Origin of the sequence: Fusibacter sp. 3D3, assembly GCF_001748365.1 — a bacterium.
Classification (GTDB): domain Bacteria; phylum Bacillota; class Clostridia; order Peptostreptococcales; family Acidaminobacteraceae; genus Fusibacter_A.
In genome coordinates, this window is the sequence record NZ_BDHH01000001.1 from 159,032 (window position 1) to 183,415 (window position 24,384).

General features: G+C 37.9%; 20 protein-coding genes. 3 read left to right on the plus strand and 17 right to left on the minus strand.

The features are described from left to right. Nucleotides 1-22: 22 nt before the first annotated feature. The 11 genes from F3D3_RS00680 to F3D3_RS00730 form a co-directional block, all read right to left on the minus strand. Nucleotides 23-1,315 carry a CitMHS family transporter gene (locus F3D3_RS00680; protein WP_069870217.1) on the minus strand — a complete coding sequence of 431 codons (1,293 nt, stop codon included), beginning with the start codon at nucleotides 1,313-1,315 and terminating at the stop codon, nucleotides 23-25. Between the two features lie 215 nt (nucleotides 1,316-1,530). Next, on the minus strand, nucleotides 1,531-2,928 hold the full coding sequence (locus F3D3_RS00685; protein ID WP_069870219.1) for a sigma-54-dependent Fis family transcriptional regulator: 1,398 nt from the start codon (nucleotides 2,926-2,928) through the stop codon (nucleotides 1,531-1,533). Between the two features lie 75 nt (nucleotides 2,929-3,003). Then, entirely contained in the window at nucleotides 3,004-6,447 is a 3,444-nt protein-coding gene (locus tag F3D3_RS00690) for a TrmO family methyltransferase (protein WP_069870220.1), read from the minus strand. Nucleotides 6,448-6,467: 20 nt separating this feature from the next. Beyond that, entirely contained in the window at nucleotides 6,468-8,009 is a 1,542-nt protein-coding gene (locus F3D3_RS00695) for a GyrI-like domain-containing protein (RefSeq protein WP_069870222.1), read from the minus strand. Nucleotides 8,010-8,079: 70 nt separating this feature from the next. After that, nucleotides 8,080-8,229 carry a hypothetical protein gene (locus F3D3_RS23950; protein ID WP_175438252.1) on the minus strand — a complete coding sequence of 50 codons (150 nt, stop codon included), beginning with the start codon at nucleotides 8,227-8,229 and terminating at the stop codon, nucleotides 8,080-8,082. Between the two features lie 816 nt (nucleotides 8,230-9,045). After that, complete coding sequence (locus F3D3_RS00705; protein WP_139131979.1) at nucleotides 9,046-10,068, minus strand: sugar kinase; 1,023 nt, start codon at nucleotides 10,066-10,068, stop codon at nucleotides 9,046-9,048. A 12-nt stretch (nucleotides 10,069-10,080) separates the two neighbouring features. Then, complete coding sequence (locus tag F3D3_RS00710; RefSeq protein WP_069870228.1) at nucleotides 10,081-10,749, minus strand: bifunctional 4-hydroxy-2-oxoglutarate aldolase/2-dehydro-3-deoxy-phosphogluconate aldolase; 669 nt, start codon at nucleotides 10,747-10,749, stop codon at nucleotides 10,081-10,083. A 40-nt stretch (nucleotides 10,750-10,789) separates the two neighbouring features. Further along, nucleotides 10,790-11,845 (minus strand): tripartite tricarboxylate transporter substrate binding protein, encoded by a 1,056-nt coding sequence (locus tag F3D3_RS00715; RefSeq protein ID WP_069870230.1) that lies wholly within the window; start codon nucleotides 11,843-11,845, stop codon nucleotides 10,790-10,792. A 76-nt stretch (nucleotides 11,846-11,921) separates the two neighbouring features. Continuing rightward, entirely contained in the window at nucleotides 11,922-13,418 is a 1,497-nt protein-coding gene (locus F3D3_RS00720; RefSeq protein WP_069870232.1) for a tripartite tricarboxylate transporter permease, read from the minus strand. A gap of 8 nt (nucleotides 13,419-13,426) precedes the next feature. Further along, on the minus strand, nucleotides 13,427-13,882 hold the full coding sequence (locus F3D3_RS00725; protein ID WP_069870234.1) for a tripartite tricarboxylate transporter TctB family protein: 456 nt from the start codon (nucleotides 13,880-13,882) through the stop codon (nucleotides 13,427-13,429). 57 nt (nucleotides 13,883-13,939) lie between these two features. Next, entirely contained in the window at nucleotides 13,940-14,944 is a 1,005-nt protein-coding gene (locus F3D3_RS00730; protein ID WP_069870235.1) for a tripartite tricarboxylate transporter substrate binding protein, read from the minus strand. 439 nt (nucleotides 14,945-15,383) lie between these two features. On the opposite strand from F3D3_RS00730, the gene F3D3_RS00735 reads away from it, so the two are divergent. Together F3D3_RS00735 and F3D3_RS00740 are read left to right on the plus strand one after the other, a co-directional pair. Beyond that, nucleotides 15,384-17,174, plus strand: coding sequence for a sensor histidine kinase (locus F3D3_RS00735; RefSeq protein WP_069870237.1), 1,791 nt, complete (start codon nucleotides 15,384-15,386; stop codon nucleotides 17,172-17,174). A gap of 3 nt (nucleotides 17,175-17,177) precedes the next feature. Next, nucleotides 17,178-18,728 carry a response regulator gene (locus F3D3_RS00740; protein WP_069870239.1) on the plus strand — a complete coding sequence of 517 codons (1,551 nt, stop codon included), beginning with the start codon at nucleotides 17,178-17,180 and terminating at the stop codon, nucleotides 18,726-18,728. A gap of 27 nt (nucleotides 18,729-18,755) precedes the next feature. Here F3D3_RS00740 and F3D3_RS23955 read toward each other — a convergent pair whose 3' ends face one another. The 3 genes from F3D3_RS23955 to F3D3_RS00750 form a co-directional block, all read right to left on the minus strand. Continuing rightward, nucleotides 18,756-18,932, minus strand: a complete 177-nt coding sequence (locus F3D3_RS23955) for a hypothetical protein (RefSeq protein ID WP_175438253.1) — start codon at nucleotides 18,930-18,932, stop codon at nucleotides 18,756-18,758. Nucleotides 18,933-19,159: 227 nt separating this feature from the next. Further along, nucleotides 19,160-19,462 carry a hypothetical protein gene (locus F3D3_RS00745; RefSeq protein ID WP_207645328.1) on the minus strand — a complete coding sequence of 101 codons (303 nt, stop codon included), beginning with the start codon at nucleotides 19,460-19,462 and terminating at the stop codon, nucleotides 19,160-19,162. Between the two features lie 84 nt (nucleotides 19,463-19,546). After that, nucleotides 19,547-20,656 (minus strand): YARHG domain-containing protein, encoded by a 1,110-nt coding sequence (locus tag F3D3_RS00750; protein WP_069870243.1) that lies wholly within the window; start codon nucleotides 20,654-20,656, stop codon nucleotides 19,547-19,549. A gap of 296 nt (nucleotides 20,657-20,952) precedes the next feature. Between F3D3_RS00750 and F3D3_RS00755 the strand changes: the two genes are divergently transcribed. Beyond that, entirely contained in the window at nucleotides 20,953-21,327 is a 375-nt protein-coding gene (locus tag F3D3_RS00755) for a PH domain-containing protein (protein WP_069870245.1), read from the plus strand. A gap of 213 nt (nucleotides 21,328-21,540) precedes the next feature. Here the strand turns inward: F3D3_RS00755 and F3D3_RS00760 are convergent, their stop codons facing one another. From F3D3_RS00760 to F3D3_RS00770, 3 genes are all read right to left on the minus strand, one after another. Continuing rightward, nucleotides 21,541-22,632, minus strand: a complete 1,092-nt coding sequence (locus F3D3_RS00760) for an RNA-guided endonuclease TnpB family protein (protein WP_069870248.1) — start codon at nucleotides 22,630-22,632, stop codon at nucleotides 21,541-21,543. Continuing rightward, complete coding sequence (gene tnpA, locus F3D3_RS00765) at nucleotides 22,629-23,030, minus strand: IS200/IS605 family transposase (RefSeq protein ID WP_069870250.1); 402 nt, start codon at nucleotides 23,028-23,030, stop codon at nucleotides 22,629-22,631. Before tnpA ends, F3D3_RS00760 begins: the two co-directional genes overlap by 4 nt. Before the next feature lie 149 nt (nucleotides 23,031-23,179). Continuing rightward, nucleotides 23,180-24,325: a hypothetical protein gene (locus F3D3_RS00770; RefSeq protein WP_069870252.1), complete on the minus strand. Its 1,146-nt coding sequence runs from the start codon at nucleotides 24,323-24,325 to the stop codon at nucleotides 23,180-23,182. Between the last annotated feature and the right edge of the window lie 59 nt (nucleotides 24,326-24,384).

The window sequence follows — 24,384 nt, forward strand, 5'->3', positions numbered from 1 at the left end:
AGTGGTAACCACTTCCTTCGGGTTATATCCCGATAACCCCTGTGATGATTGCAACGAAAAGCATGACCAGTGTTGTTAAAAATGCATATGGAATCGTCTTCTTTTGATGATCCCCTAGGTCAATGCCTGTTAATCCAATTAAAAGGAATGTTGATCCTGTAAGTGGACTCACTGGGAATCCTGTCGTCATTTGTCCTAAAATAGCCGCTCTACCAACGCTTATAGGGTCCGCACCAAACTGAGCAGCCGTCGATGAAAGCACAGGCATAACGCCAAAGTAAAATGAATCTGGATCAAATAGCAAACTGGCTGGCATAGCAATTATACCTGTGAGTAGTGGAATTCTTGCGCCTAATGCTTCTGGAATAGCAGATACTGCAACTGTTGCCATCGCTGTAATCATCCCAGTACCCTTTAAGATTCCTGTAAAAGTGCCCGCTGCAAATAGGATTGAGGCCATCATCAAGGCTTCCTTTGCATGTGCATCAACTCTATCTCTTTGATCTTTCACGTTAGGATAGTTCACGATGAGTGCCACTGTAAACGCCAACATAAATACAATGTGTGGTGGCAATTTGCCTGTAATCAAAACCGCAATGGCCACAACGATAGAAAGTATATTGAAAATGAATAATTTAGGTCTTTCAAGTGCTAATTTTTGAGCATCTACTTCAAATCCAACTTCAATTTCACCATTAACTTCTTTCATGTGTTTGCGTTCTTGTTTCCCTAGAAGATAAGCCACAAAAATAACGAAAACCAAACCACAAGCCACAGGCAACAATAAAGGTTTAAAGAGCATCATAACATCAATATTAAGTGCAGATGCAGCTCTTAACGTTGGTCCTCCCCAAGGTAAGATGTTCATAGTCCCAGCTGATAACGCCACAATGGTCGCAAGCGTCGTCCGTCTCATGCCAAGTGCATCATAAAGCGGCAGCATCGCAGGTATGGTCACTAAGAACGTCACCGCACCTGATCCATCTAAGTGGACAAGCATGGCTAGAATCGCTGTCCCAATTGCAATTTTTACAGGATCCTTACCCACCAGTTTTAATATCTTGTTGATGATGGGTTTAAAAGTACCTGCATCTGTTAAAATTCCAAAAAATAAGATTGCAAAAATAAACATGACCCCTGTTGGTGCAATCGACTTGATACCATCGGTCATAAACGTACCGACATCAGCAGAAAAACCTCCAATAATCGCTGCCAATACAGGTACAACAATCAAAGCCACTACTGGTGATGCCTTTTTCGTCATAACCAAAGCTAACAAAACGACGATGGTTAAAAAACCTAAAAGTGCTAACATAAAAACCTCCCAAATATTTATTCATCTAGACACTTTTTTATTAACGCAATTTACATGCCAAAGAAAAAATCCCTAAATTATAGGGATTCATCAAGAGCGTTTCTAATATTTTAGAATATTAATCCAATATCATCTAAGGGGACGTCAATACCCGCTATCATTAGAGTTATCCTCTGGTTTCTAAATAATTAGAAACCAGAGCAAGACGTTTCTAATTATTTAGAAACATCTTTTAATTTATTATATAAGGTCGCTAAGGATATGTCTAAAGCTTCTGCTGCAAGCCTTTTTCCATCCATATCATGTCCAAACAGGTCAAGTGCATTATGGATACTTTGAATCTCAATGTTTTTTAATGTAACTGAAAGTTTTTCGAATTTTACAGTTTCAGGATGATTCTCTAAATAGTATTTTTGTATTCTGCTTGGAAGATGTGTGTAGTCAATTTGATAATCCGTCATCATGTTATAGGCAAATTCAACTGCGTTGACGAGTTCGCGGATATTCCCCGGCCAATTATAACCACAAAGCATTTTCTGAGCTTCTTCCGTCAAATCAATTCTTCTCTTTGCCTCATTTTCTTTACGCTTTAAAGTCATTCTAATCAAAGGCTCAATATCGCCTTTACGCTCTCTTAAAGGCATTAATTCTATCGGGAAAACAGCAATTCTATAGTAAAGGTCTTCTTTAAACAAGCCTTTCTGCACAAGTATCTCTAGCTCTTTATTCGTCGCCACAATCACTCTGACATCAATGGGTATTTCTTTAACGCTTCCAATACGTCTCACCGTACTTTCCTGCAAAGTTCTGAGAAGTTTGGACTGCAAACTGATGTCCATCTCCGAGATTTCATCTAAGAAAATGGTCCCTGTATTGGCCGCCTCAAACAGTCCAATTTTACCTTCTCTAGTCGCCCCAGTAAACGCACCTTCTGAATAACCAAAGAGTTCACTTTCCAGCAAACTATGACTCATCGTCGCACAATTAATGACGATAAAAGGCCCTTCTTTTCTGAGGGAATCGTTGTGAATCGCCTGTGCATAGAGTTCTTTTCCAGTGCCACTCTCACCGCTAATCAGAACAGTCGTCTCTTTCTTTGCTATTTTTTTAGCCAAATTCTTGATCATTTGTGATTTAGGATCTTCTGAAATAATATCGTCATAGGTATACTTCGCTCTTTGAATGGCATTCATTTGTTTTCTCAGAATATCGATTTCCTTTTTATAATGGCTGATCTCATTTGAGAGCTCATAGACATCTCCAATGGCTTTCACCAGAGAAATCCCTCCAATCACTTCGCCATTTGACATTATAGGCGACATATTGACCATATACTCCACGCCATCTTCCATCCTCAAAGCTCTCAGAATTTTTTCACCACTGGCTATGACATTAGGCAGTCTTGCACCTGGTCTTACGGATAAAATATCATTCCCTACGATCTCGTCATATTTGACGCCAGTTATACGGGTATACGCGGGATTGATATACTGAACAATGGCATTTTTATCTATAATCAATACACCATCATAAATCGCATCTAAAATCACACGACTGATGTCTCCATGCCCAAGTATATGTCCATGAGTGTCATTTAAATCAACCGTCTCCATCTTCGAATTCCTTCCTCATTGTCTATAATCTGCTTTTAGTTAGCATTATTATAACATAAAAGAAACACAAAATGATTACGCCATCCATCCCTCTCGCATAATATACCCGCCATTATGCCCACCTTCTGGGCCTAGTTCCACAATATAATCTGAAGCTGAAATCAACAGTGGATTGTGCTCAATGGCAATAATCGTCGCCCCATGATCCGTCATTTCTTTAAAAATAGGAAGTAACCGTTTGACATCCGTATCCTGTAGTCCAGTGGTTGGCTCATCTAGTATATAGACAGCGCCTTTAAGTTTGCCTTCAACCAAAGTCTTCGCAAGTCTTATTCTTTGAGCCTCTCCGCCTGAAAGTGTAGAAGCACTTTGCCCCAATTTCAAATAACCTAGACCTACTCTATCAAGCATTTTCAAAATACTAAAGATTTGAGGTACATCTTCAAAGGCTATTTTCGCATCTCCAATCTCCATATCCAGCACATCTGCAATCGAATGCCCTTTATAAAATACCTCGAGAATCTCTGGCTTATAGCGCTTTCCATGACAGCTCTCACACACGCTATAGAGATCGGGCATAAAATGCATCGGTGTTATAATCTCGCCAATCCCCTTACATTTATCGCATTGTCCCTTTGAGCTGTTAAAGCTAAAATGTTCCTTTGTTAATTGCATCGCCTTGGCATGATCTAATTTGGCATAAAAGACTCTCATCAAATCCAATACCCCCGTATAAGTCGCTGGTGTTGATCTCGAGTTCCTGCCAATGGCTTGTTGGTTCATAAGGTCCACCGACTCAATATGGTCCACCCCTTTTAAAGCGTTGAACTGCCCCTGCTCCACATCCATTATACCTATTTTTTTACACAATGCAGGGTAAAGTGTTTTAGACACTAAGCTGCTCTTGCCTGAACCGCTCACCCCGATAACAGCAGTCATTTTAGAGCGTGGTATTTGGAAATCCACCGATTTAAGATTATACGTTTTAGCGCCGTTCATTTCAATCCAGTCTATTTTTGCCTTTTGCTCATGAGGGGTGGCTACTGTAAGTTCGAATTTAAACTCATTTTCAGATTCAACCAAACCTTCAACCGATCCTTCAACCGATCCTTCAACCGATCCTTGAACCGCTTCTTCAATTGCGCCTTCATCTGATACGCGTTCACGATTTTGAGATTCCGCCCTTATCAGCTCGCCACCATAATGTCCAGCCCCTGGTCCGATCTCCACAATATAATCTGCCCGATCTATAAATGCTTTTTTATGCTCCACTATGACCACTGTATTTCCAGAAGCTTTGAGTGATTCTATCGACTCTATAAGGAACTTGTAATCCTTTGGATGAAGCCCTTTTGAAGGTTCATCCATGATATACAAAATATTGGAAAGATCCGATCCAAATTGGCTTGCAATTTTCAATCTTTGCAGTTCACCCCCTGATAGAGTGACTACACTTCTATCAAGGCCTAAATAACCCAGCCCTACCTCTTCAAGTCGCTTTAGCTTCTGAAGCAATTCTATAAAAATGGATTTCGTTTTAATTTTTTTTTCTTCAGAGAGATTAAAATAGACCGCATGACACCAACGCTTTAAATCAGCCACAGACAAATTTAAAGCTTGAGGGTATCTGATGTGCTCAATATTCACAAGTCTTGATGCCTCAATAAGCTTTTCACCATGACATCTTTTACAGGTCTCCTTTTTCAAAAAACGCTCCATATGACGCATGGTATTATCTAGGGTACTATCCTTTAACAACCGCCATATCGTATTGAAAACACCCTCTACCGGTCTTGAAATCGTGCCCTTTCTGCCATTTGAATTCTCATAAGTCAAACTCACGACCCGCCCATTGCTCCCATAAAACAGCTGTGCTTTATATGCCTCTGATAAATCTTTAAAAGGCACTTCGAGATCTTCATTCATATCTGCTGCCAAGGCCAAAGCTTCACCGCGCATCCAATTGGCATTGGGTTTTTCGCGATGCTTTCTTAAATTGCCCCACCACTCCGAAGCACCCTCTAAAATAGACCGTTCTGGGTGCGTTATGATCCGTTCCACATCGATTTGAAAATCATAACCTAGCCCTTTGCAGTTTGGACACATATACTCTGGATTATTGGCACTGAAATCGGAAGGTGTCATTGAAAAAAATACACTGCCACAGGTTTCACAAATTAAATCCTCTGGAATCACTCTTTGGCACTGCGGACAAACGCGTTCTCCAATGGTCACATAGAGTTGTTTTAGAAAATCACTGGCTTTAGAAACACTTCCCACTGTGGATCTGGGATTTCTCCCTATACTCTTTTGCTCAATGGCGATTGCTGGCTGCAAGCCATGAATTTTAGAAACATGGGAGTGAATCTTTGCCAATTGTGACGGCGCATTTGACATTAATAGATCCATGTACTGTTTTTGACTTTCTGCAAATAGCGTATCAAAGGCTAAGCTCGATTTACCACTGCCACTCACACCTGTTATTGTGGTGATCTTTTCCTTAGGGATGCTGAGTGATATCCCTTTTAGATTATGGGTTTTAACCCCTTCTAGTACAATTTGATTCAAAGGATAATCACTTGCTTTCATTTCATTTAGCAGCACTTTGGGTTCAAGTGCTTCAACGTAGAGATCCGATGCCACTAGAGTGCTCAGTGTATCCAAATTTTCTTGAGCACTCTCCAGAGAAATCTGCACCGCTTCATAGGTTTGGAACACCTTATAGGGCGTCCAGTGGTCCACCCATTTTGGGACTCTATTTTCTAAAAAATCACAGGCGACATACGGCGAAATCTGTAAAATATGAGAATTATCAAAGCCATCAAATCCCAACACATCTATCTTTTGTCCTTCTACATCCACAGCCACGACTTTTACCACTGTAGATGCAATTGGATTCGGTCTAACAGGTGATCTCGTGGCAAATATTCCGCATCTGGGACTGTTGGGATACGGTGGATTACACATTGTCAGCTTTCTGTACTCAGACTTATCAAATCGATCAAACCACCAAATCACGCTCAAATGATCCCCTCGACGCACTTTTTTTTCTATAGTCTTAAAATCTACCGCACCTATGCTACAGATCTTTAATGACTCCACATTGTCATGCCTTACGAACTTTCCGATGGGTTCATGAGTAAAGCGGATATACGCAGAGGGATTTTGAATGATATGGGGTAAATTAGAATCATTTTTGCCGGAATTAGGCTCTCTAATCTGATCTTCACATGGAAAATAAGGTTTAATATCAATTAGTAGACCTTCTGGCATCCATGCCGTATTGAGTGCCACATTTAAAGAACCCCTTTTGGGTGCACACGCTAGAACTTCAGCACCTTCCATGTGAATGCCATCATCCGTCATCCAAAATATCAAACAATTGCTAAAAAGATCCAGATGATTTAATGCCATCTTATAGCCTTCCTCAATTTCTATTTTCAATTGTCTTTTGGCCTTCAATGGCGATAACACGCTTTCACGAACAACACCTATTGGTAATAACTCAATTTTTTTCATACACACTCCCGCCTTTAGCATCAAGCTATTGGTACATAAATTTCAACAACCCTGCTTTCATTTTGGATTTCATCATGAGGTGGATAGTGTTCAAAGTTCATGCGATCATCTGGTGTTAAGTGATGATCCGGAATACATCTCAGCAACATCGTGTTCCATGCAGCTTGATATGCATCTGGTTTGACATTAAAACGTCCTATTGCATATTTCCCGCCTTCAATTTGCATCAATCCAAATTTACCATCGGGCTTGATTTCTTGTTCAATAGAAACACAAATGCTCATCCTCAGTTTTTCGTCCTCAGTGAGTTCGCTGAAATCATGATACAGTACAAACCATCGGTTTTTACCATCGAGCACCCCCAGATGCTTCGCATAAGTATACAATTCATTAAACAAATTCCCGAACAACCTGCTGTCGCCTTTATAGCGCCCTACATGTCTGATATATAAGACCCGAACAGGGCTCATAACCTCAATTCTGAAATCCATGGGCTCATTATATGACAACTCTGAGTTTAACACTTTTCCATTATTGCGCATTTCATCGACGGTTTCTAATTCAGAACTTTTTCTCATTGCAGAGGCACTCATCCCATAACATTCTTTCAGTGCTTTTGCAAATGAAGCTTGGTTGGAAAAGCCACTTGTAAGAGCGATATCCTGAATGGTTCTTTTGAGATCTGTCTTAAGCAAAAACACGGCTTTTTCAAGCCTTAACCGCTTTATATAACCATAGAGACTTTCACCCGTGACAAGCCTGAATAGCCTCTGAAAGTGAAACTTTGAAAAAGAGGCTATTTCTGCCAACATTGCAACGGTAAGTTCAGCCTCTAAATGTGTCTCGATATAATCCTGCACGAGGTTAATACGCTCTGTATAGACTTCTATAGAACGCTCATTGAACCGATTGATTCGGCTGGGGCGTTGAAATACCATATCCAAATATCGATTGATCTCTAAAGCCCTATTTAAAGGGAGTTGCATCGTCCCATAGATCGCCAATCCATCAATCAACGCCATATATTGCAGTGCATCCCCTTGGCATGCATTCCAATCACTGTTTGGCAACCCCTTCTTAAAAATGGCCGATATCGCAGAATGGTAAACTTGGTAAACCTCTTTTAAAAGGTTTTTAAAATCCGGATTGGTCCCCATCCTGCCGAACATCTGCATCATAATGCTTTGGCTCTCTGCAATCGAAAATGAATCCATATATTCAAGCTCATTTTCACCTTCAGGTAATTCTGCACACAGTTCATAGGCCTCTTCTAAGTGCCCAATACTGGTCAAACCAATCACGCTCAGGATTGTATACGCATCCATTTCACGCTCTATCAGTTGTGTTATCCCACTAGAAAACTGCACCAAAAAAGCTTTACAGGATTCATTGATGAGCATCTCTTTGTTTTTAAAATAATACGCAACTACCCCTTTAGAGACCCCTGCACGCAAAGCAACTTTATCCAGTGTGACCTCTTCAAACCCTTTATTGGCTATAATCCAAAGCACTGCACGGATCAGTTCCCTTCTCCGTATGGGTTCCATTCCTACTTTTGGCATTGATTTCTCCTTTACTTAACTCACATCGTATCCTCTTTGAGATAGGCCCTAAAGTGTTTTGAATTGCCATTTAATTTGGTTTCAATAAGAGGCTCATCTTTGATCTCACTACAATTATACACCCTTGAGCTTTAGCCATTTCTTTTGTCAGTAGTTCTGAAACAATTTTACTATTACCTGTTCCAGAAAAATAGTACAGGGTTGTTCTTTGAGTTTTCACTGGGCACCTCTTTGATTCTGTATTTATTCTGACCGGTCGGTATAAATAAATTTTAATCCATTTTTTTTGTAAAATCAATAACAAGATGATTTTGTTGTCTAAAGAAAGGGGCTGTCGAGAAATAGATAGCCAAAAAATTAAAAATTTTGAAATTCAAAAAGGAAATCCTCCCACCAATGCCGAATAAAAATAGTGGGAGGATTTTTGTACGAAAAAAAGAGGGTCTAGACACCCCCTTAATCTCGTTGAACTTTGTCTTGCGACATTTGTACAAATAACCAAAAATTGTATGATTATTATAACCCTTGAGGAGATGTCCCCGACTTCTCAAAGTGGGGGGGTACATATTCCTAATTCAGAGGGAGTCCAAACTCCTTCTAAATGCAATCCGATAGGATTGTTCAAGTGTTACGAAGGTCGTGAAGCGGACTGAGTATACGCTTTGATCGAATTTTTCAAATTAGGGCAACAGGTAATTCATTTTAATTTATATCAATTAAAGATTCCCAATGTCGGCCCTGTTCATACAGCAAAAAAAATGATAGGAGAATTAGATTTTTCAAGGCTTTTAGAACGTTATCATCATGTTTGTTAACGAAAACTGGGATAGTCTCAAGAGCGAGTCGCATGAAAACATCCATAGTGAAAAAGGGATACTCAACAGTCAAAAAAGAATTATGAAATCCTTGCTTCTTCAGGTTTTTGTTAGTTTACATTTTTAGTGGCTAAATCGCGATTTATCCGATTGCCCCTTTTTGATAACATGTGTATTCTAAAATTATGCGTTAATCTTATCTGCAATACATTAAGTTTATTTCATCTTTGAACTCTGCCAGAACCATCCCCAGCCATTAAAGTTTCAACATCTTTTATACTCACTTGATTGAAATCACCTTCAATCGTATGTTTAAGGCAACTTGCTGCTACTGCAAACTCAACTTGCTCTTGAGGCGTTTCTCTTTCCATCAAAGCATAGAGCAAAGCACCTACGAAGCTATCGCCCCCACCTACACGGTCCACCAGTTGAATCTCATATTTTTTAGAGAAATAACTTTTTTGATCCGTATATAGAAGCGCTGACCAGCCATTTAGACTTGCCGAGTAACTCTCTCTCAAAGTGATCGCCACTGTATGACAACCATATTTTTCACTGATTTCTCTTGCTACTGCTTCGTATCCTGACTTATTCAATTCTCCAGCTGTAACATTTGTATTCTTTGCCACTATACCAAGCACTTTTTCAGCATCCTCTTCATTGGCAATACAGACATCTACATACTGCATAAATTCAGTCATGACAACCTTTGCTTTTTCAGTTGACCATAAATTCTTTCTATAATTGAGATCACAACTCACCGAAATATTTTTTTCTTTGCATTTCTTTAAGGCTTCTCTTGTTATTGCGATACATTGCTCTGATAATGCTGGGGTTATTCCCGTTGTATGAAACCAAGTGGCCCCCTCAAGAATCCGATCCCAATCGAATTCTTTTGGATTAGCCATTGAAATCGCACTGTACATTCGATCATAGATGACTTTTGAAGGTCTTTGCGAAGCGCCCTTTTCCAAATAGTACATCCCTAATCGTTCGCCACCAATAACGATATCAGAAGTCTCAACATCATAGCCTTTTAAGACCCGCAAAACAGATTTTCCGAGATCATTATCTGGCAATTTTGAAACAAACCCCGTTCTGATACCATAATTCGCGAGAGAAACTGCTACATTAGCTTCTCCACCTGCATAGGTCACTTCGAAATGAGTGGCTTGAACAACTTTTTTATACCCCACAGGGCATAATCTCCCCATGATTTCACCGAAACAAATCACTTTCTTCATAATGAGCTACTCCTATTTTTCACAAATACTTTCGACTTCTCCATCAATGCTTTCAACAAGCCGAACAGCCAGTGCTTTCAATGCATCAAATTGCTTATCTTTGATCAATTCTTTATTAACTAAACTTGAGCCAATACCCACACCAAGACAGCCAGCTTCTATAAAAGATTTAGCGTTTTTTTCATCAATACCGCCAACAGCCAGTAACGGAATATGACTCATTGGCGATTTGATCGCTTTGATATAATCTGCACCAAAATTACCTGCTGGGAAAACCTTTGCAAATGATGCTCCCGCCTGATATGCATTTGTAATCTCTGAGGGTGTCATCACACCAGGAATTGCAACCACGCCTAACTCGACGCTTCTCTCCACAACACTCTTGTCAAAATTAGGTGATATGATATATTTTGCCCCTGCTTTAACCGCTAAATCTACTTGTTCTAGGGTCATCACTGTACCTGCACCAATACAAACTTTATTGCCTAAAGCTTGATCTAACATTTTTATAGACTCATAAGTCTCCTCTTTGCCATTTTCACTGGACTGATTGAAAGTGATCTCCATCAACCTGATACCGCCTTCATAAAGTGCCTTACAGGTTTCAATCAAATTTGATCGGTCAACATCTCTAAATATAGCAATTATTTTATACTTTTCTACCCAATTTATTACATTCATTAGAACACCTCTCTCGAGTGAATTCATGAATCATAAATGCTCATCTTTGCGCGTCCAATTTTTGATTTAAAAGCTCCAGTGTATTAAAATCAGCTTTAATAAAAGTTTCAAATTCTGATTTTGATTTATAGTCATAGTTTAAATTCAATACTTTTAACGTCGCTATAAATTCTTCATCCTGAGATACTTTTTGAGCAATATCCAGTAGCTTTCCTTTTATATTCTCATCCACATGCTTCGGAATACCCAGTCCACGCCATGTTCCGATGCTAAAATCATAACCCGCTTCACTAAAAGTCTCAACCTCTGGAAACTCAGATAATCTTGAATCCGAAAGAACGGATAAAACTTTCACCTCGCCTGCATCAATATGCGCTTTGACTTCTGAAAGTCCTGCGATCACAATATCCGTTTTGCCACCTAAAAGATCTACTAAAGCAATTGAAGTTCCATCATAGTATTTATAGTCAAATTGAATCTGTGCGCTGTTTTCAATCCCTTTGGCTGCAAGATGCCATACGCTACCTTCTCCAGCACTCCCAATAGAATACTTTTTTTTAGAATCTCTAGCACTTTCTATAAGTTCATCAATTGTATGCACCAGAGAATCTTTGGATACAACAACTATGCCCTGCTCTGAATTGAGCAAGGTTAACGGGTCAACATCTTCATAACTAAAATCTATGAAGTCAAATACAGCAAGTGTATTGAGTTCAGAGGTCACCATTGTAAGCGTGTACCCATCATTTAAAGCAAAAATGCCTTCTCGCATGCCACGACCACCGCCCTCACCGACTTTATTGACGATGATGATCGGGTAATCTAAATATTTCTTAGCAACTCTGGCAAATGCTCTTGCAATACTATCGGTACCTCCACCTGGTGCATAAGGTACTACTAAATAAATAGATTTACTTGGGAAAACGACTTCATCTGCTTGAGGGCTTAAAGGTCCTTCTAAACCAATCCGTGAAGTATTCTCCTCCACATCCAGTTTAATGCGACTCTCGGTTGTAGACTTAGAGCATGAACACAAGAAGATTGTTAGTGCTACTAACATACTTATATGAGCAATTCTGAGCCATTTACTTTTCATACTATTATCCTCATCATTTAAGACTTTTGTTCACCTTTATCGTAGCAAACCTTAATCTCAAAGTAAAGATGATCCATTATTCACTCATTTTCATTTTCTCATCTAATTTCCTTTGTTTAATAACAGATGTTGCTATTGATATGACTGCTGCTAAAAGTAGTATGGCACTAATAGGTCTCATAAAAAATATGTCCATACTGCCTTTAGAGATAACTAAAGCTCTTCTCAAATTACCTTCTGCCATAGGCCCTAATATAAGCGCTAGAAGAATAGGGGATACGGGAAATTCAAAACGTTGTAAAAAGTATCCCAAGACTCCAAATCCAATCGCTAAGCCTACATCGAACATACTATTTCTCATAGAATATGCGCCTACCAAAGAAAGTAAAAAGATCACAGGTAATAAAATGTTTCGATTAATTGTAATCACTTTTGCAAAAAATTTTACACCAAATGTCCCAACGATGAACATCACTACATTTGCCACCATCATAGATGCAAATACACTATAAACCACATCTAAATGATCTCTATAAAGCAATGGCCCTGGTCTTAACCCTTGCATGATAAATGCACCGAGTAAAACCGCGGTAACTGCATCTCCAGGAACCCCAAGTGATAAAAGTGGGATCATAGCACCACCTGTACAGGCATTGTTAGAAGCTTCTGCTGCTGCAATACCTTCAATGGCACCTTTTCCAAATTCTTCAGGGTGTTTTGAGGTTCTCTTTGCCTCTCCATACCCAACAAAAGCCGCTATATCACTCCCTGCACCTGGAATTGCACCAATAAAAGTTCCCATAATGCTAGATTTTATAATGGTTTTCGCAGATATTTTTATATCAGCTCTACTTGGTAACAGCTGCGTGATTTTAGATTCAATTTTAGGCTGTGTAACGATGTTCTCCACACCTTTAAATACTTCTGCAAGTGCAAATAAGCCAATTAAAGTGGGAATAAAACTTGGGCCTTCAAAAAGATCCATTATTCCAAATGTAAATCTAGGATAAGCACTAATTGGATCAAGTCCTACTGTGGCAATAAGCAAGCCAAACACACCCGCAATCAATCCTTTTAGAATAGAGCCTCCCGAAACAGAAATGATAATGCTAAGTCCAAATATTGAAAGCGCAAAATATTCTGCAGGACCGAATTCGAGTGCTAGCTTAGAAATTTGAGGCGATAAAAAAGTCATGATTAAAGCCCCTGTAAAACCGCCTACAAACGAAGAAAAAACAGACATGCTCAGCGCTCTTCCTGCTTCACCTCTCAGTGTCAATGGATATCCATCCAAAAGTGTTGCAGCAGCAGCTGGTGTGCCTGGGGTCCGGATCAGTATTGCTGATATAGACCCCCCATAGATGGCGCCACTGAAGATCCCCAGTAGCATTGCCATGCTACTTTCTATAGGCATTCCAAATGTAAAGGGAATCAACAAGGCAATGCCCATTGTCGCTGTTAAACCTGGTAAAGAACCTACCATGATCCCACCTGTCACACCTAAAAAAACAAGTATTAGGACTGATGGTTGTAATATATTTGCAAATCCATTTAGTAATAAATCAAAATTCATACAACCTCCTAGAAGAATATACCTGTCGGTAATGTAATGTGTAAAACAGACTTAAATATAAAGTACACCGCAACGGATACCACTACAGATATGATTGACATTTTTACGTATTCTTTATTCTTTAGAAGCAACATCAAAAAGAATAAATAGAGCACGGATGAGATCATAAATCCTAAAATCTGCAGTAAAGACACGTACACAATTGTTGCAAGGAATGAAGCAAACGAACGCATAATACCAGGTGATTTTAAATCTATGGATTCTGTTTTATCTTCAGTTTTACTCACCAATGACTGAATAATTAATATAATACACAACGCAAACAGTCCTAACGAGAGTATAATCGGAAAATAGCTTGGCCCCACTAATGTAGAGGGTGATTCGGGAAATAATCGTGCAGTAAAAAATACATAACTACTCAGTATTAGGCCTATTATGCCCATGGCGAAGTCGTTTTTTTTCATATAGCCTCCAAAAAGGGTTGAAGCTGCTCGTCTCTCTAGACCAGCAGCTTATATTTTTTACTTTGCCGCCAATCCAAGGCTTTTCATTACGGTTGCAACCTCTTCAGCATTTGTTGCAATAAATGCTTTAAAATCGTCAGAATTTTGGTAAGCAACCACTAAACCTGAGTTTTTAGCATACGCAACAAATTCTTCTGATTCTAAACCTTTTTTAAAAGCCTCCGCTAAAATTGTCTTTATGCTTTCTGGGGTTCCTGTTGGAATAGCTATACCTCTCCAAGTTCCAAAAGAAACCGCATAACCTTGTTCTTTCATAGTTGGTACATCAGGGAAAAGTTCTAACCGTTCATCTGACATAACCCCTAGAATTTTAAGATCTCCAGCCTGTACTTGACCTTGAACTTCCGCTGCACTTACAGATACAGCATCGATGTGTCCGCCTACTAAAGCTGTGATAGCAGGTGCTGCGCCTTCAAAAGGTACATATGAAAATTCTACATCAGCTTGTTCTGCTAATAAACCCGCAGCGATGTGCCATACTGCACCAGCGCCAGAGTTCCCAATATTGAGTTCCGCAGGGTGTGCCTTTGCATATTCTATAAACTCATCCATTGTATTATAGGGTGCATCTGCTTTAACTGTAACCGCCGCAGCATCCATATTCACTCTCAAAAGCGGATCAAGATCTGCACTTGTAAATGGCACCAATCCTTGTGGTGGCAATGAATTCAACTCGAAAGTAATCATTCCAACTGTATAACCATCATTTGGTGCTGATATAATAGCCGCATGCCCTATAGCACCACCACCACCTGTTTGATTAGCTACCGTGATCGTTTGACCAAGTTCCTTTTCCGTTGCTTGTGTTAAGCCTCTTAAAACAGTATCTGTTCCCCCACCTGCTGACCAAGGACAAATCGCTGTAATGCCTTTTTCAGGGAAATTTGCAGCTGACTCTGCGTTTTCATTTGTGCCTTTGTCCGTTACTGATTTGCCACACCCTGCCAATAGTGATAACATTAGTACCAACATTAACCCCACACTCATTAATCTCTTCAACATAAACGCCTCCTACAATAATCATTTTTTTAGTGTTCGCCTTCATTTGTTCTAAAGCCATGCCCTCGATAAATCTTTGCGAATATTCATTAGATCTTGTAGGTATGATTATATTAAAAATGTCCCGCCTATTCATAGGCATAATATTGACATGAAAAGTTTGACACCTTCACTATTCTTATGTCAAATTTAACCCAATGTTATTTTTAGGTTTGTAAAATGTAATTTTTTTTACCTTTTAATGATTTTTTTTACCTTTTCAATCAATATAATTTAACCTAAGTGAATTTTGTTCTATAATTAATATAATCCTTTGGCGACATCTCCCCAGTTCCATGGGCGTCCAAACTCCCACGAAATGCAATCCTAACGTTTTGCGCAAGGGTTCAAAGCGGACTGAGTATACGCTTTGATAATGCTTTACTTTTCATAAGAGGTTAAAATGTCTGTTTTAAAAAAGAACCCGCATTTTTTGAAATTTCAAAGGCAAAGACAATATTTGAGGACGCGCATTATCGTCATCGTTCTTATTGCTATCCTAATCCCATCCATCATGTTTATGTTCTATACTTACTCCATTTTTAAGGATTATTTTTATTCTATTTATGTGGAAGGTTCTATTAAGCAAACATTGAATCACCTCGGAGACAGTGTTATTAACAATCTCAGAACACTGGATAACACACAGCATATTTTACTCTCAAGCCAGACGATTCGAACAAGTTTGTATGAATTAAATCACGCCGAAAAGTCATACTATTTGACCCAAAAAGTGAAACTTAATATCGAAAACGAATTAAAATACATTCTCAGTAACGACTATGCTTTTAACCATGATCTCATTGATTCTGTGTTTGTCTGCTCTAGTCATACTTACTTTTATTTGTTGAGTGACTATTTGCCTAATGATACCATTTTAAAAGAAGCACAGGAGTTCCACACAAACTATACTAATGATAGCAAAGAAGTCATTCGCTATTACCCAACCCATGGCAAAATCTACTTTTCCAAGACAATCACCGATTATGTTACGGATTCTGTTCTTGGAATGCTGATCATCGGCGTAGATTATAAGGCACTCAAAGGTTTTTTTGATCAAAGCGACCATAAAGAATGGACAACTGCCATATTTGATAATCAAAATATTTACAGATTTCATACAGATCCAAATCAAATTGGCATCACAATCCCCGATGATATTTTCACGCTTTCTAAAATGTCAAGTATCAATCAACTCATTGATTTGGAAGGCGATTATCTCGCCATCACCGAAGAAATTAGGGATTTAAACTTTAAAGCGATTACTTATGTGCCAAAATCACTATTTCAATCCGAAATTTGGAGAGCACTCCCTGATTATATTTACTTTGTTTTATTCAGCATCCTTATCGCCGTCATCGTAGGCATCTATGCTGTAAGCTATATGACCGTGCCACTAAAAAAAATAACTGAACATATAGAAGAAACGATTTCAAGTCATTTCAAGACAAAAATGCCAACTTACAAATACAAGGAACTAAATGAACTGAGCTGCGCTTACAACGATATGATTGACCAAATCCAGTATCTTTTCAGCGAAGTCTATGAAAAACAAATACTGGTCCGCGAGAGCGAATTAAAAGCACTTCACGCGCAAATTAATCCGCACTTTATGTTCAACGTCCTAGAATCCATCATTTGGGAAGCTCGCCAAAGTGAAAATGAAAAGATTGAGCAAATGATCACTGCTTTAAGTCAACTATTGCGCAATAATTTAACGTTCAGCAATCAAGATAAAGTCACACTTGAACAAGAATTAGATTATGTCAATTTCTATCTTTATCTACAGACCCTTCGCTTTAGCAATCGATTGAAAACTAAAACTAATTTGTGTTCGGATGACTTACTCAAATATAAACTTCCAAAGTTTTCGATCCAAACGCTCATTGAAAATGCTATTATTCATGGTATTGAGTGTAAGATGACGTCCAGTTTTATTTCAATTAATGTCAAAGAAAACGACAGTGATCTTATCATTACGGTTCAAGATGATGGTGTTGGTTTTGACGTAAGTCAGCTTAACTGGCTTTCTTTTAAAGAAGCTAAAACCTCTGTTGGAAGCCATGTGGGGCTTAACAATATTAACAACAGAATCCGATTACTTTACGGTAGCCCATATGGCATTACCATCACTAGTGAAGCGGGTGTTGGTACACTCGCCAGAATAATCATCCCAAAAGATATGGAGGTTTGATTTATGTACAAGCTCATTGTTATTGATGATGAAGAGACCATTCGAAAAGGCCTTATAGAGTTTATCGATTGGCAAGCACTTAAAATTGAGGTTGTTGCAGATTTTGAAAATGGACTAGAGGCCATTGAATATATAAAAAATAGCCAAGTAGATCTTATCTTCAGCGATATCAGGATGCCTGGTGCCGATGGCATTGATGTTGCCAAATATATTTCTATAAATGCGCCTCAAATAAAAATCATCTTATATTCTGGTTATTCTGATTTTAAATATGCACAGTCTGCCATTAGGTATAATGTTTCTGATTTTATTGTGAAACCATCTTCTATAGAAAATATCACTCAGGCAATCCAAGAAACGATTCTAAAACTAGAATCACTTACTCAAAACAAATTGCATTTACAAAAGCTTGAATCTAAGCTTAAAATCATCAATTTGCAAGAGCATAACGATTTGATCAAAAATGTATTAATGGGCCAAATTAATCCTGAAGAATCTAGCAAAAAACCGCACCTCCTTGTTTTTTTTGCATCCAATTATCGCATTATGCTCTTTAAAATTCAAAGCCAGCATGAATCTACCTATGCACAATCATGTAGTTTTATAGAACAATTGCTCGATGATTTTTCACAAGATTTTATTTCATTTGATGTGCGCCTATATGGTGCTTTACTAAAAAAAGACAATGTTCATGAGATCGAGACGTTACAGCGTAAATGCGAAGAAATTTATGATTTTGTACATAAATTTGTCGGTGTAGAAATCTCTATTGGTATCAGCAATGTACATCATGCTCTTATTCAGGCCCCCATAGCCTTTCAAGAAGCTCAAAGATGTCTGAGTTACACATTCTATGATAAAAGCCCCCTTGTGCTTTTTAGCACCATTGAGGACTTCAAAATTAAACCTTCATACGTTGACCTTAACCTTGATAATATAAAGTGCTATCTTTCAAAAGATAAACAGGTTCAAGCGCTTCAATCTATTCAAACTTTATTCCAAACTTTAAAAGAAAATACAGAGCCCATCGACTATATTCGTTCTATTGCCGTAGCGATTTACTCTATTTGTATGGATACGGTGAACAAGAATTCTTTGAATATAGATGATATTTTCTTAGATACTAAACCCTATCAAGAAATAATATCGGCACATTCTGTGGATGATTTATCTTCTATATTATGTATTTTAATAGAGAAGATCATCGCTTATCTCTCCGAAAGCAACAACAACTATATTATCATTAAGGCCAATAAGTATATCGATAAACATTATAATCACCCCATAAAACTCATGGACATCGCAAAACATATTCATGTAAACAGCTCTTATTTAAGCCGTGTCTATAAAAATAAGACCACCAAGACCATTTCCCAACATTTGAGAGAAGTCCGAATTGATCAGGCCAAAAAATTATTGAGTGAAACAACAACCAAAACTTACACCATAGCAGAAGATGTTGGCTTTGAAGATTCCGCTTATTTCTCTTTTGTTTTTAAGCAACATACAGGGTTATCCCCAAGCCAATATAGGAATGAAAATTCAGGTCTATAGATGTCCCTTAACATTCAGGTCTGTAGTCTATCCAGCTTCTATGGCTGCATAAACGTCTTTTTTCTCCTCAATCAGTCTCCGCGCAAATTCTATTTTACTGTTTAAATAATACCCATAGGGTGAAATACCAGTTGCTTCTTTAAATGCTCTGATAAACTGGAATTTGGACATGTTAAATTCATTACTTAACACTTCTAATTTCAAAACATGATTATAACCCTCAGGGAGATGTCCCCCACTTCTCAAAATGGGGGTTCATATTCCTAATTCAGTGGGAGTCCGAACTCCCACTGAATGCAATCCTAACGGATTGCGCAAGGGTTACGAAGGTAGCATAGCGAACTGAGTATACGCTTTGATTTTGACGCAATGATTTCTTTAGATTTTTTTATCCTCAATGGATCTTTCTTTTATTTATAACACATTTCTGTCTAAGAGACACTCTCTGCAACTTGTATGCGCAATTCACTGCAAAGCACATCGTCTTCATGATTGAGAATGGCCTTTGAAAGATTAAGAATGTTTCTTTTCAATTGCGAATTGTAACCGATCAGCTCTTTAAATAAAATGAGTTCTTTTTTCCCCAATATTTGAACTGGCCTACTATAATACAGCAAAACAAAATTTGGAATCACTGTCAATGTGAATAAAGTAACTTTAGGATTAACAAATTGCCTGATAAACCCTGATTTGAGAGAAACTACTTCCGAATTTTCTGTTGTATTTGAATTCATATGATAAACTTTATACGCCAAATAAAACATATAAAAACTTCCAACAATCTTCATAGTATATTATTGCAGGTAGATCAAGGCAAGTTAGTCGCCATAGTACATTTCTGTAACTTCGTCAAAGTATTCTTGCATGAGTCCAAAATACACGCCAAACTCTACGGCATTTTCTTCTCTTACATATACGATTTCTGAATTTTCTGGATGTGCGGCTTCAATAATTCTCAGAGCAGCTTTCTCGCTTTTTTCTGGAATCGGTTCTAGCGTAACCATTGTCCCTTTTTGCAAAGTACCGAGTGTTTTTGACAACGTGTAATTTGGGTAAGTGATCTCTTTTAAAATGAGCTCTCCCTGCTTGTATTCATATAAGCCCGTCGCAAAAATGTCATACTGCAAAACCTCTAGTTCAATGTGCCCCTTACCCTCTGACTCGTGATCAAAATATTGTGAGGTCTGAATGCTTATACATGTCCAGTCTTGGGTTTTAGGATTATAGCGACATAACGCACTGGTAAAATCTGCACTGGGACCAGCATCGTAGAGAATCAATTCTCTTTCACCATCGGTGATATCAATATCTGTTACAAGTGCCCCCATGTAAGAATCGTCCCAAGGTGCCCATTTGCTTTCTCTGTCAATTATTTGAGTCAATATGGACTCATCCACTGTTATGTTTTCCTTAATGCCATCCCCATCAAAATCTACATGGATCTCTCCTATGGATAACATCGCCTTTTGTTTCTTTAGAAACTCTATGTTCGCTTTTTCAATATCCGAAAAGTTATTTTCACTAAAGTGCTCATCGGCTTTATACCAGGATTGACTTTCAAAATACCGTTTCCAATATGCATCGTTAAAGGTATAGCCTCTTCGTGCATAGATTTCGTTAACGCCAACGCGTAACATGAGATGATCATAGCCAGCAACGTCTTCTAATTTCAACTTGATCTGATCGCTGTTTTCAAATAAATAGCCCGAAGGTGGAGCAAGCGAAGACGAATTTGCTGTGGTTGAAGCGTCTTCAAGCGTTGTTGTTTCAGTTTCTTGTGGTGCCTGTGAATCTGTCTGTTCAGATGCATTTGAGGGCACCTCTGGCGCCGGCGATGTCTTATCCACTGTTGTTAGTTTTCCACAAGCTGTAATCGATAGCAAACAGATTAAAAGTGCTATAGAGGTTAGATAATGTTTTGGTTTCATGTGACCTCCTGATTTTGTTAAGTCGAATTTCTAATGATGTCAATTTTAACTCAGTGCTTGGAACTCTTTTAAGTTTTATTTACTTGTACATAATTATACCGTACAAGAGTTGATGCGGCCACTGCTTTCTTCAAACAACATTAATGCATTTATAGTCAATTTTTCTAAAGACTTTAAACTATATTTATGCTATATTCTAGTAGACAACTCCGATCATTATTTGCACCATTTTTCGCACTTCATCTTTAGATTGATTCAATCTGCTGATATAAATACTATTTCAAAGGAGAATGAAAATGATTGATTTTAACAGTAACACTATATTTAAGCTATCTCCCGTTAAAGATGGCAAAATATTACCTACAATAAACGAATTTTTAATTGATGGAGAATCTGTTCTGTCTGTATTTCAAACCATAAGAGATCAAGTCGTATTTACAAACAAACGTGTTATTGCCGCTAATGTACAGGGCCTTACTGGTAAAAAAGTAGATTACACTTCAATTCCTTACAGTAAAATTCAAACTTTTTCGGTTGAAACGGCTGGCACTTTAGACCTTGACTGTGAAATAGAGCTTTATATAAGTGCAGTGGGGAAAGTTAAATTTGAAATCAAAGGTAATTTTGATATTGTTAAATTTAATAAAATCATCAGTTCATACGTATTGTAAAAAAATTTAAAAAACCTTACAGACTTCTAATGCAAAGTTTGTAAGGTTTTTCTATTTATTTAACCCGCTATGAATAGAAAAAGCATTTTAGATCAGTGCTCACCACGTGACATACTCCCACCACTTGAAGTGTGGGGGCTTCTTGTTCGAGTAGCCTAACGGCTACAGCATAAGCAAGCTATCCCCGTGTGCCCCACGGTTCGATGAGTTCGTTTACCCTAATAATAAGCGTATACCTTCAGTTTTGATATTTATACTTGCATTGTAATCCCTATCCATTGTCATGCCACAATCTTCGCAATGATATGTCCGCTCTGAAAGCAATAATGTTTTCTTCACTATCCCGCAAACACTACACTTTTTAGAACTTGGAAACCATTTGTCAATTTTGACGAGGTGTTTYCCTTGTTCCATCAACTTGTAATTAAGCATAGACACGAACATCCCAAACCCATTATCCATAACACTTTTACCAAAATTCAACGCTTGTGACATCACCTTCATGTCCAAATCTTCAATACACACCGCATCAACAGCATCGGCGATCTGCTTTGACTGCTTGTGTAAAAAGTCTTTTCGTTGGTTCGTCACTTTCTCATGAATTTTCGCTACTTTTATTCTTTGTTTGTTACGATTTTTACTGCCCTTTTGGCACAGAGATAGCTTTTTTTGTTCGCGTTTGAGTTGTTCTAGCAACTGTCTGTAATATCTAGGATACTCTGCTGATATGCCATCGGAAGATAGAAAAAGTGCTTTCATGGAAAAATCTAACCCTAAGAATGTTTTAGGCTGAACTGTTTCTATAGTCACTTCATATTCATATAAGATACTTGCAAAATACTTCCCAGTTGCAGTTTGACTTACCGTTACAGCTTTAAGTTTGTATTCTTTAGGAATAGCTCGGTGCTGTTTGATTTTCACAGCTTTAAGCTTTGGTAAAACAATACAACCATTTTCTAACTTGATATTTCCATTTACAAAATTAGTTGTATAACTTTTGTTATTATTTCGTTTTGACTTGAATTTAGGAAATCCTGTTTTAGGCTTTCTAAAAAAGTTGTTATAGGCTGTTTGCAAATTCATTTGCGCATTAGCAAGTGCTAGACTGTCGACTTCTCTTAGCCATTCAAATTCTGCTTTATATTGTGCGGGGGTATTTTTCAGTTTTTGATTTGTCCTCTTGTAATATTCTATTTTATCGCCTAGCATTTTATTGTAGATAAAACGCACACAACCAAAAGTCTTACCTATGAGCACTTCTTGTTCTGAATTTGGATATATTCTAAATTTGAACGCTTTATTCAATGCTTTTCACCTTGACTTTCTATATATTTCTTGATGACTTCAAGGGGTGCGCCACCAGTTGTAAGTAAACAATAACTTCTTGACCAAAAATATTCTTTCCATAATTTTTTACGAATTGACTGAAATTCATTTTTGAGTAGYCTTGARCTCGCACTTTTATAAGCATTAATAAACTTCGATAATTCACTATTTGGGTGTGCCTTGAACAGTATGTGAATATGGTCACTGTCGTGATTCCACTCTAACAATGTTATATTGTAATTTTTTGCGATATATTCGAATATTTCTTTAGCTCTTTCAGATACTGCATCGTCAAGGACCATTCGTCTATATTTGATTACTAGCACAAGATGATAATACATCAAAAACACTGAATGATTATTATTATCCATTTTCATTTATTTCCAGCCTCCTTTGTATACTACTACTGATTACATTATAGCATTTTCTGCAGCATATTTCAAAGGCAAAAACCACCGATTCATCTCCCACCTACGCTCTCACTCCCTGAGCAAGGAAGGCTAAGAGGAAGGAGACTTCTCGGCTTTTAGGTTAAAATAGGATTAAAAATACCCTCAACAACTTTTGATGCCGATAAAAGATGTTCATCATACTCAAATTCAATTTCCAGTTCTTCGAGAATTGGAAAAATAAATTGAATCACTTCTTGATTCTTAAAAAAGATGTTTTTAGGTTTCTTTTCTAATGTCATTAAGAGTTCATAAAAGTAAGTTTGAAATTCGAGTTCAGATGCCATAGGCTCCGAAATATGATGCCCGATGATTTGTTCACTTTCTCGATCAACAACCACCAGAACAGAAGGAAAATAGCCTAAGTAATCGCTATCTTCTTCAAAAATAGGATTTGGCAAATAGAACTGGTCGACTTCCCAGTGTGCTTGACTCAATTTGACTTTTTTCTTGAGTTTTCTCATAGAAAGCTCGTCATAATAACACGCAATATATAGGGACTGATTTAACAGTGCTTCTATCTGCTTGAACTCATAATTTACTTTGCCATTTTCAGAAATCGACATCGAAAAAAGTTGATCTTTCTCAAGCCAATCTCTCAATTGTTTATTTTTCTTCAAATATTTAAACATACCAAGTGCCGCATCAAGGAGTTCCGTCATGTCAATGAGTTCAATCACTTCAAGTGGACATGGCAACATACCTGAATCTTGAACTCTTAAATAAGGCAGTTCTTTAACCCCCTTAAAAGAAACCCCAGACCTCGTAACAAATGTCATATCAATTTCATTTAATTGATCCTCTTGATCAAAATGAAGTGCAATATAAGATTGGCTCGTAGCGATCTGATGAATGTCTTCATTGGGTTCAACAAACATTTTGAAAGAAGCTTGAAGTCCCTGAAGCCCTTGATAAAATATCACCCCTCGACTTATCTCTCCGTGGCCCATAACGCTGACATAATAATTGTCTTTATCCTTATGCCCAAAACTTTCCAGTGCAAGTTCGAAAATATCAGTCTCTGAGAGATATGACCATGGTTTTTCCTTGTAAACAGCCGCTGCTTTTTTGTAAAATTCATTTAGAATAGCATCACATTCATCTTCATCAAGCATATCCACGCCAAGAAAGTAATCATGATCACTCATGGTTTCCAGAAGTTCATCCATATCAGAATCCTCTAATTCTAAGGTGTCAATAATTTTGAACCCATTTTTATCCATTGAATAGCCTCCATTCCTATCGTCTAACTTTTATATACTTATACTGTCATCGTGATATA